Below are 8,872 nucleotides of genomic sequence, written 5' to 3'. Positions count from 1 at the left end.
CAGAGCCGGAACTCGCGTGATCAGAGCCGTAACTCGCGAGTTCCGGCTTCAATCACGCGAGTTCCGGGCTCGATCACGCGAGTTCCGCCTGGCTAGTGCTCGTCGAAGTGGCCGTCGTGGGCGCGGTGCAGGTGGCCGTCGTGCACGTAGTCGACGTGGTCACCGTGCGGGATCGTCGCGTGGCCGCAGCCTTCGCGGTGGACGTGGTCGTGGCCGGCGTGCTCGACGTGCAGGGTGGTCATCGGCGGTCCTTCCGGAGTGCGTCCATTTCGGACGGTAACACCGGAACCGCGGCGAAACCTCCCGGCTCACCCGATAGCGGCACCGAAGTCCGAGTTGATCAACCCAGGTTTATCAGTCTAGGTTGACGATCGTGACGGACGAGGAGCTCCTCCAGGCGAGCGCCGACCTGCGCGTCGCGCTCGGGCGGCTGGTCCGGCGGCTGCGCCAGAGCTACGTCGCCGGCGAACCGACCCTGCCCGAACGCTCGGTCCTGTCCCGGCTCGACCGCGACGGCCCGGCCACCCCGGGCTGCCTGGCCGACCTCGAACGCGTCAAACCGCAGGCCATGGGCGTCACCCTGGCCGGGCTGGTCGAGCGCGGGCTCGTCGAGCGGCGCAAGGACGACTCCGACGGCCGCAAGGTCCTCATGTCGGTCACCGAAACCGGCGTCAAGCTGCTCACCGACCGGCGGTCGCAGACCACCCGGCGGATGGCGGCCGCGCTCGCCGGGAAGTTCACCGCGGCCGAGCAGCGCGAGCTGATCGCGGCCATCCCGCTGATCGAGCGGCTGGCGGACGAGCTGTGAGCTACAAGTGGGTCGCGCTGTCGAACACCACGCTCGGCGTGCTGATGTCCGCGCTCGACGGCTCGATCGTCATCATCTCGCTGCCGGCCATCTTCCGCGGCATCGGGCTCGACCCGCTCGCCGCGGGCAACATCGGCTACCTGCTCTGGATGATCCTCGGCTACCTGCTGGTGCAGGCCGTGCTGGTGGTGACGCTGGGGCGGCTCGGCGACATGTTCGGCCGGGTCAAGATGTACAACATCGGCTTCGTCGTGTTCAGCGCCGCGTCGGTCGCCCTGTCCTTCGACCCGTTCCACGCCGGTGCCGGGGCGCTCTGGCTGATCGGCTGGCGGGTCGTGCAGGCCGTCGGCGGCTCGATGCTGACGGCGAACTCGGCGGCCATCCTCACCGACGCCTTCCCCGCCGAGCAGCGCGGGATGGCGCTGGGCGTCAACCAGATCACCGCACTCGCCGGGCAGTTCCTCGGCCTGGTCGTCGGCGGGCTCCTGGCCGAGATCGACTGGCGCGCGGTGTTCTGGGTCAGCGTCCCGTTCGGCCTGCTCGGCACGATCTGGTCGATCCGCAGCCTCCGCGAAGTCGGGACGCCGCAGCGGGCGAAGGTCGACTGGGGCGGCAACGTCACCTTCGCGGCCGGGACCGCGCTGGTGCTGGCCGCGATCACCTACGGCATCCAGCCCCACGGCGGCGCGGCCACGGGCTGGGGCAACCCGTGGGTGCTCGGCGGGATCGGCGCCGGCGTGCTGCTGCTCCTGCTGTTCGGCGTCATCGAGACGCGTGTCGCCGCGCCGATGTTCCAGCTCGGCCTGTTCCGGATCCGCGCGTTCGCCGCCGGCAACATCGCCGCGTTGCTGACTTCGGTCGCGCGTGGTGGCATGCAGTTCATGCTCATCATCTGGCTGCAGGGGATCTGGCTGCCGCTGCACGGCTACGACTACGAGCAGACGCCGCTGTGGGCGGGCATCCACATGTTGCCGCTGACCGTCGGGTTCCTGATCGCCGGGCCGGTGTCCGGGTACCTGTCCGACCGCTTCGGCGCCCGGCCGCTGGCCACCGGCGGCCTGCTCCTGGTCGCCGCGGCGTTCCTCGGCCTGCTGGCCCTGCCGGTGGACTTCCCGTACCCGGCGTTCGCGGCGCTGCTCGTGCTGAGCGGCATCGGCCAGGGCATGTTCGCCGCGCCCAACACCTCGGCGATCATGAGCAGCGTCCCGACCGAGCAGCGCGGCGTCGCCTCCGGCATGCGGGCGACGTTCCAGAACTCCGGGACGTCGCTGTCGATCGGCGTGTTCTTCTCGCTGATGATCGCCGGGCTGGCGGCGTCGCTGCCGCAGACGCTGACCGGCGGGCTGCAGGCCCACGGCGTCCCGGGCCCGGTCGCCGACGGCGTCGCCCAGCTGCCGCCGGTGAGCACGCTGTTCGCCGCGTTCCTCGGCAGCAACCCGGTCGGGCACCTGCTCGGCCCGGACGTCCTGGCCGGGCTCGCCCCGGCCGACCGGGCGACCCTCACCGGCGGCTCGTTCTTCCCGCAGCTGGTGTCCGGCCCGTTCCACCACGGCCTGGTGGTCGTGTTCACCGCGGCCGCGGCGATGGCCGTCGTCGCCGCGATCGCTTCCGCTTCCCGCGGCGCGAAGTTCGTCCACACCCCCGAACGAGCGAAGGAGACCCGATGACCGACGAGATCATCGCCGGAACCGTCACCATCACCGGCCACGGCGGCGACGAACTCGAGGCGTACCTGGCCAAACCGACCGACGACACCCCGCGCGGCGGCGTCGTGGTGATCCACCACCTGCCCGGCTACGACGGACCGACGAAGGAGATGGTGCGCCGCTTCGCCGTCGAGGGCTACAACGCGCTCTGCCCGAACCTGTACACGCGAGAAGCGCCGGGCGCGGACCCCGACGACGCGGCGGCCACGGTCCGCGCGGCGGGCGGCGTCCCCGACGACCGCCTGGTCGGCGACGTCTCGGGCGCGGCGGACTACCTGCGCGCGCTGGAGAACGCGAACGGCCGCATCGGCGTCATCGGGCACTGTTCGGGTGGCCGCCACGCGTTCCTGTCGGCCTGCTCCCTGGACCTCGACGCGGCGGTGGACTGCTACGGCGCGTTCGTCGTCAACGACCCGCCGGAGACGCTGAAGCAGATGAAGCCGCTGCTCGGCCTGACGCCGCAGCTGTCCTGCCCATTGCTGGGCATCTTCGGTGCGGACGACCAGTTCCCGAGTTCCGACGAGGTGGCGGTGCTGGCCGCGGAGCTGGAGAAGCACGGCAAGGAGCACGAGTTCCACACGTACGCGGACGCCGGCCACGCGTTCTTCGCCGTCGACCGCCCGAGCTACCGCCCCGAAGCCGCCAAGGACGGCTGGGAGCGGATTCTCGACTTCTACGCCCGCACGCTGACCGCCTGAGAGGAACCCCCAAATGTGCACTTACCTGACGGAGAAGTTCGCGCTCGAAGGCAGCGGCAAGGGCGCCCGCGGCTGGTTCCGGTTGAACGAGGGCACGGTGTACGTCGACCACCCGGTCCACGCCCCGTACGCGCACACGGTGAACATCGACTTCCGCAACCCGGCCTTGGGCGCCTCGGCGCGGGTGGCCGTGGAACTGACCGAAGAGGACGCCTTGGCGCTGGCCGACGCCATTCACGCGGCGGTCAAGTCGGCACCCGCCGGGCTGGCTTCGCGGAACCAGTGAGGCCGCGGGTCACCGGAACCGGCGCCCGGCGGCCTGGACGAACGCGTTCAGGATGTCCTCGAGGCGGTCCTCGTGTTCCCTCAGCGCGGCGCGCTCCGCGCTGTGGCGGAGGGCACTGATCGGTTCGAACGCCGAGTCGGCGAGGCGGAGGAGGTCGGGATCCTCGGTGAGCAGCCGGAGCGCGAACCGGGCGTGGTCGGCCGCGGCCCCGCTCCGGTCCGCTTCCGTGTAGGCGGCCCTGGTGTCCGTGCCGTCCGGGTCCCGCTGCCGCAGCAGCCAGAGGGAGATCACCTTCTGCCGGAGCTCGGTCATCGATCCCGCGAACGCCGCGCAGGCCGCGATCCGTTCCTGGCGGAGACGTTCTTCGCGGGCTGTTCTCTCCGCCCGCCGCGCGGTGAGCCGGCCGAACAGGTAGGTGAGACCCGATCCGGCCAGCGTCCCGCCGACCGCGATGAGGCTGGCGAGCACGGCGTTCATGCCGAAGCCTCCTACGGGGTGTAGAGCGCGCCCAGGAACTCCAGCAGCAGCCGCTCCCGCAACGGCGCCGGTGCCGTGGCGAGGAGCGCGTTGATCGGCGCCATCCGGTCCGGCAGACCCGCACCACCGCCGAGGCCGGCCGCGGCGAGGAGGCCCGCGAACTGCTCCGACGTCAGCGTCGCCGGGTCGAGGGCCGCGACGAACTCGGCCACGGCGGGGTCCACGACCACCGGCCCGGCGGCGCGCGCCGCGGCCACCGATGCCGCCAGGTCGGTCAGGAACTCCTTCTCGCTGCCGCGGTTGGCCGCCGTCACCGTCAGGTGCAGGTTCGGCGGCGACGCCAGGTGAGCGAACTGCGGCTGCACGTACCAGCCGCGCACCTTCATCTCGTCGGCCACCGTGAACAGGTCGAAGCCGTCGTCGCCGGTGAACGCGATCAGGGTCGACACCGGGTCGCCCAGGACCCGCAGGCCCGGTACCTCCGCGATACCCGAGCGGATCCGCGCAGTCGCCTCGCGCGCGGCGGACGCCAGCTCGAGGTAGCCCTCGGCACCGAGGTGGTGCACCACGGCCCACGCCGCCGCCAGCGGGCCGCCCGAGCGGGTGCTCTGGATCGTCGTGTTCAGCATCGTGTACCCCGGCCAGGCCGCGCTCGCGAAGTAGTGCGTGCGCCGCAGCTCCGCCGAAGCGTGCAGCAGCACCGATGTCCCCTTCGGGCAGTACGCGTACTTGTGCAGGTCCACCGAGATGCTCGTGACGCCAGGGACGCGGAAGTCGAACGGCGGGACGTCCGCGCCGAGCCGGGCGAAGTACGGCAGGACCCAGCCGCCGATGCACGCGTCGACGTGCATCCGGACGCCGCGCTCGAGCGCCGCGGCCGCGATCGGGGCGATCGGGTCGAGCACGCCGTGGGCGTACGACGGCGCACTCGCCACGACCAGGACCGTCGAGTCGTCGATCGCCGCGGCCATCGCCGCCGGGTCGGCGCGGAAGGTCACCGGGTCGACCGGGACGTCGACGCGCCGCAGCCCGAACAGGTGGGCCGCCTTGTGGAACGCCGCGTGCGCGGTGGTCGGGAGCACGATCGAGGGCGCGGCCACCGCGGGGTGCGCGTCCCGGGCCGCCAGCACCGCCAGCAGGCACGATTCGGTTCCGCCGGAGGTCACCGAGCCGACCACTCCCGGCACCTGGCCGAGCAGCGCGGCCGCCGCGGCGACGAGGTCGTTCTCCATCTTCAGCAGGCTCGGGAACGCCGTCGGGTCCAGGCCGTTGGCCGACGACGCCAGCGCGTGCGCCGCCGCGCCCAGGGAGTCCACTTCGGACAGCCCGCTGTCGTAGACGTAGGCCAGGGTCCGGCCGCCGTGGGTCGGCAGGTCGCCCGCGCGCAGCTCGCGCAGCCGCGCGAGGACGTCCTCAGGCCGGCTCATGGCGCGGCTCCAGGACCGAGCGCCGCAGCAGCGGCAGGGCCAGCGCGATCAGCACGCCCGGGATGACCGACGCCCCGACGAGGATGGCCACGATCGCGCTGTGCGGCTGGAACGCCGTGGCGTCCGTGCTGGACACGTACCCGCCGAACGCCAGGATCAGCGCCCAGAGCCCGCCGCCGAAGGCCAGCCCGAGCGTCTCCCCCGCGGTCCACACCCCCGCCGCGATCCCCGCGCGGGTCTCGCCGGTGCGGTCCTCTTCGGCGGTGATCAGGTCCGGCAGGATCGCCAGCGGGAACACCGAGATCCCGGCGTACCCGACGCCGCAGAGGGCCACGAAGACGAACGAGACGACCAGCGGGATCGACTGGGCGAACACCAGCCCCAGCAGCCCGACCGCGAACGCCGCCGTCGCCAGGCGGAAGCCGTTGAGCTTGCCGACCCGCTCGCCCAGCCGCGGCCACAGCGGCATGGTGACCAGCGCCGGGCCGACGAAGATGACGAACAGGATCGTGCCGTAGGCGTCGTCGCCGAGGATGCGCTCGGCGAAGAACGGGATCGCGGCGAGCACCGTGCCGATGCCGAGCGCCTGGATGAAGTACGTGCCGAGCAGCCAGCGGAACGGCCGCCAGCCGGCGAGCGTGCGGACGAGCTCCTTCAGGTTCACCGTGTTCGGCCGCAGCGAGCCGACCGGCGCGTCCTTGAGGCCGAAGTAGACCAGCAGCGTCGCGGCCAGCACGATCAGCCCGATCACCACGGCCATGATCCGGTACCCGGCGACCCCCTCGATCCCGGCGGTGATCGCCGGGGCGCCCCCGCCGCAGACCAGGATCGTCACGGCCAGCACGCCGATCCGGACGCTGGTGAGCTTCGTGCGCTCGGCCGCCGACTCGGTCAGCTCGGCGGGCAGCGCGTTGAACGGCACCTGGAACAGCGCGTACGCCGTGGCGCAGGCGGCGAACGTGATCGCCACGTACAGCGCGTCCGGCAGCGGGTCGCCGAAGCCGGGGTGGGCGAACATCGCCGCGAACAGGATCGCCACGCCGATGCCGCCGATCAGCAGGAAGCGCCGCCGGCTGCCGGTCTTGAGCAGGTCGGCGTCCGACAGCCGGCCCGCGATCGGGTTGAACAGCACGTCCCAGGCCTTGGGCACGAACACGATCGCCGCCGCCCAGCCCGCGGGCACGGCCATCGTGTCGGTCAGGTACTTCACCAGGACCAGGCCCGGGACCGTGCCGAAGGACCCGGTGACGAAGGAGCCGAGCGAATAGCGGAACCTCGTCCGGCCGGACAGCGTCGCCATGGTCCTCCTCGAATGGCTTACCGGGTGCCCGCATGAGTATTCGATCTCGGCGGACACCCGGTAGGGGTCGAGGGGAATCGTGCCATCGTCGTGACCTGGCGCACGGAGCGACCCGCCGGTCAGCCCAGGGCGCGGGCGATCTTCTCCAGCGTCGCGGCGTCCCCGCGCAGCAGCAGCTGGGTGACCACGGTGTCCTCCCAGGCCTTCAGCTCTTCGCGGATCTTCTCCGGCGGACCGATCAGCGAGGTGTCCTCGACCAGCGACGTCGGGATGGCGGCGGCCGCCTCCGCCTTTTTGCCGGCCAGGAAGAGCTCCTGGACCTCGTCGGCGACGTCGCCGTAGCCGAGCCGCGCGTAGACGTCGTGGTGGAAGTTGACGCTCTTGGCGCCCATCCCGCCGATGTACAACGCCAGCGACGGCTTGATCCAGCTCGCCGCCTCCTCGACGTCGTCGTGCACGATCACCGGCAGCGAGCAGGGCACCTCGAACGTGGCGAAGGTGTGCCGCGCGCCCGGCCGCGAGAAGCCTTCTTCGAGCGCGGCCTTGTAGAAGTCGTTGCTCTTGGGTGAGAAGAACAGCGGCAGCCAGCCGTCGGCGATCTCCGCCGCCAGCGCCACGTTCTTGGGGCCTTCGGCGGCCAGGTGGATCGGGATGTCCTTGCGCAGCGGGTGCACGGTCGGCTTCAGCGGCTTGCCGAGCCCGGTGCCGCCCCGGTAGGGCAGCTGGAAGTGCTCGCCGTCGAGGGTCACCGGTGCCTCGCGGGCGATCACCTGCCGGACGATGTCGACGTACTCGCGCGTCCTCGCCAGGGGTTTCGGGTACGGCTGGCCGTACCAGCCCTCGACGACCTGCGGGCCGGACGCGCCGAGCCCGAGCACCATCCGGCCGCCGGAGAGGTGGTCGAGGGTCAGCGCGCTCATCGCCGTCGCCGTCGGGGTCCGCGCGGCCATCTGGACGATGTTCGTGCCCAGCCGGATCCGGCTGGTGGAAGCGCCGTACCAGGCCAGCGGCGTGAAGGCGTCCGAGCCGTACGCCTCCGCCGTCCACACCGAGTCGAAGCCGAGCTCCTCGGCCTTGAGGACGGCTTCCAGCGCACCCGGCGTCGGGCCGCTCTGCCAGTACCCGACGTGGAATCCCAGCTTCACGAATGCCTCCTAGGTGTTTCGACGGACGTTCGGCGCGTAGTGCTCGGGCTTGCCCCGCTCGGACAGCGGCGGCAGGTTCCTGGGTGGAGTTTCGACCAAGGGCGCGTCCGGAGCCACCTGTCCGCGCTCGCGGCGCCACCCGGCGCGGGCTCGCGGGTGGTAGCGGCGGTCGTGCGGGACGAGCCTGAAAACGGCGTTGACGAGCCGGCCGAACCGCCGGTGCCGCCGGGCGTCGCGCTCGGTCCAGCGGAAGCCGAGCAGGTCGCGGATCTCGCGGTCGTAGAGGCCGATCGTGAGCCAGACGAAGCTGCGGGCGATCACCCGCTGGGCCGGCCGCCACAGCGCGTCCGGCAGCCACGGCAGGAACGGCGGTTTGCCGAGCCCGCGGATGTCGAGGACGTCCCGGGTGGCCTTGTTGTCCTCGAGGACCTCGGTGCACATGTGCTTCCAGTAGCGCTGGAAGTCCTCCCAGCTCTCCGGCACCGGCCGCATGGTCAGGTCGTACATCCGCCACCAGCGGACGTGCTCGTCGAACAGCTGCCGCTTCCCGGCCTCGCCGAGGCCGCCCATGAAGTGGTCGGCGATGAGGATGGTGCTGACGAAGAAGGTCGCGTGCGCCCAGTAGTAGGTGCCGGGGTCGAGCGCGTGGTAGCGGCGGCCCTGCGCGTCGACGCCCTTGATGCGGTCGTGGTAGCCGCGGACTTCGAGGGCGGTCGCGTGGGCGCGCGGGCCGTCGTAGACCACGCCGCCGATCGGGTAGAGCGAGCGGAACAGCCGCTGCCAGCGCTCTTCGAAGAACCGCGAGTGCTGCTCGACGCCGGCACCGAGGCCGGGGTGCATGTTCTGCATGGAGCCGGCCCACAGGCCGATGAGCAGGCCGCGCCAGTCGCCGAAGTACTTCCAGGTCAGCGAGTCGGGGCCCAGTGGCTCGGGGGTCATCGGCACACTCCTCGTCGCGTCGAAACTGACTACGGCTGTTGTCAGGCTAGGATCTGACAACAGTTGTAGTCAACCGAGGAGCTGTG

The 8,872-nt window shown here is 71.6% G+C and carries 10 protein-coding genes; 4 read left to right on the top strand and 6 right to left on the bottom strand.

What is annotated here, in order from left to right:
* Window positions 1-92 precede the first annotated feature (92 nt).
* Complete coding sequence (locus ACWEVN_RS23880; RefSeq protein WP_449681804.1) at window positions 93-242, bottom strand: hypothetical protein; 150 nt, start codon at window positions 240-242, stop codon at window positions 93-95.
* Window positions 243-373: 131 nt separating this feature from the next.
* Here ACWEVN_RS23880 and ACWEVN_RS23875 point away from each other — a divergent pair, with 131 nt between their 5' ends.
* Genes ACWEVN_RS23875 through ACWEVN_RS23860 form a run of 4 tightly spaced genes read left to right on the top strand, consistent with a single transcriptional unit; the run spans window position 374 to window position 3,498 of the window.
* Window positions 374-808 carry a MarR family winged helix-turn-helix transcriptional regulator gene (locus ACWEVN_RS23875; RefSeq protein WP_310973044.1) on the top strand — a complete coding sequence of 145 codons (435 nt, stop codon included), beginning with the start codon at window positions 374-376 and terminating at the stop codon, window positions 806-808.
* Window positions 805-2,475 carry an MFS transporter gene (locus ACWEVN_RS23870; RefSeq protein WP_452052729.1) on the top strand — a complete coding sequence of 557 codons (1,671 nt, stop codon included), beginning with the start codon at window positions 805-807 and terminating at the stop codon, window positions 2,473-2,475. The genes ACWEVN_RS23875 and ACWEVN_RS23870 overlap by 4 nt, the downstream gene beginning before the upstream one ends.
* Entirely contained in the window at window positions 2,472-3,212 is a 741-nt protein-coding gene (locus ACWEVN_RS23865; protein ID WP_310973046.1) for a dienelactone hydrolase family protein, read from the top strand. Before ACWEVN_RS23870 ends, ACWEVN_RS23865 begins: the two co-directional genes overlap by 4 nt.
* A 13-nt stretch (window positions 3,213-3,225) precedes the next feature.
* Window positions 3,226-3,498 carry a DUF6295 family protein gene (locus tag ACWEVN_RS23860; protein WP_013226838.1) on the top strand — a complete coding sequence of 91 codons (273 nt, stop codon included), beginning with the start codon at window positions 3,226-3,228 and terminating at the stop codon, window positions 3,496-3,498.
* Window positions 3,499-3,507: 9 nt separating this feature from the next.
* On the opposite strand, the gene ACWEVN_RS23855 is transcribed toward ACWEVN_RS23860, so the two are convergent.
* From ACWEVN_RS23855 to ACWEVN_RS23835, 5 genes are all read right to left on the bottom strand, one after another.
* Window positions 3,508-3,975 carry a hypothetical protein gene (locus ACWEVN_RS23855; protein WP_449681742.1) on the bottom strand — a complete coding sequence of 156 codons (468 nt, stop codon included), beginning with the start codon at window positions 3,973-3,975 and terminating at the stop codon, window positions 3,508-3,510.
* Window positions 3,976-3,986: 11 nt separating this feature from the next.
* Window positions 3,987-5,402: a pyridoxal phosphate-dependent decarboxylase family protein gene (locus tag ACWEVN_RS23850; RefSeq protein WP_452052728.1), complete on the bottom strand. Its 1,416-nt coding sequence runs from the start codon at window positions 5,400-5,402 to the stop codon at window positions 3,987-3,989.
* Window positions 5,389-6,702: an MFS transporter gene (locus ACWEVN_RS23845; protein WP_449681744.1), complete on the bottom strand. Its 1,314-nt coding sequence runs from the start codon at window positions 6,700-6,702 to the stop codon at window positions 5,389-5,391. The genes ACWEVN_RS23850 and ACWEVN_RS23845 overlap by 14 nt, the downstream gene beginning before the upstream one ends.
* A gap of 119 nt (window positions 6,703-6,821) precedes the next feature.
* Entirely contained in the window at window positions 6,822-7,847 is a 1,026-nt protein-coding gene (locus ACWEVN_RS23840) for an LLM class F420-dependent oxidoreductase (RefSeq protein ID WP_452052727.1), read from the bottom strand.
* Between the two features lie 9 nt (window positions 7,848-7,856).
* Window positions 7,857-8,786 carry an oxygenase MpaB family protein gene (locus ACWEVN_RS23835; RefSeq protein WP_452052726.1) on the bottom strand — a complete coding sequence of 310 codons (930 nt, stop codon included), beginning with the start codon at window positions 8,784-8,786 and terminating at the stop codon, window positions 7,857-7,859.
* Between the last annotated feature and the right edge of the window lie 86 nt (window positions 8,787-8,872).

The organism is Amycolatopsis sp. NPDC003861, from assembly GCF_053605405.1.
Note: the sequence above shows the minus strand (reverse complement) of the source record. Positions and strands in the feature narration are given on the sequence as shown.

Coding starts and splice junctions, on each gene's coding strand:
- ACWEVN_RS23855 (WP_449681742.1), bottom strand. CDS start 3,975: ATGAACGCCGTGCTCGCCAGCCTCATCGCGGTCGGCGGGACGCTGGCC.
- ACWEVN_RS23880 (WP_449681804.1), bottom strand. CDS start 242: ATGACCACCCTGCACGTCGAGCACGCCGGCCACGACCACGTCCACCGC.
- ACWEVN_RS23865 (WP_310973046.1), top strand. CDS start 2,472: ATGACCGACGAGATCATCGCCGGAACCGTCACCATCACCGGCCACGGC.
- ACWEVN_RS23845 (WP_449681744.1), bottom strand. CDS start 6,702: ATGGCGACGCTGTCCGGCCGGACGAGGTTCCGCTATTCGCTCGGCTCC.
- ACWEVN_RS23850 (WP_452052728.1), bottom strand. CDS start 5,402: ATGAGCCGGCCTGAGGACGTCCTCGCGCGGCTGCGCGAGCTGCGCGCG.
- ACWEVN_RS23860 (WP_013226838.1), top strand. CDS start 3,226: ATGTGCACTTACCTGACGGAGAAGTTCGCGCTCGAAGGCAGCGGCAAG.
- ACWEVN_RS23835 (WP_452052726.1), bottom strand. CDS start 8,786: ATGACCCCCGAGCCACTGGGCCCCGACTCGCTGACCTGGAAGTACTTC.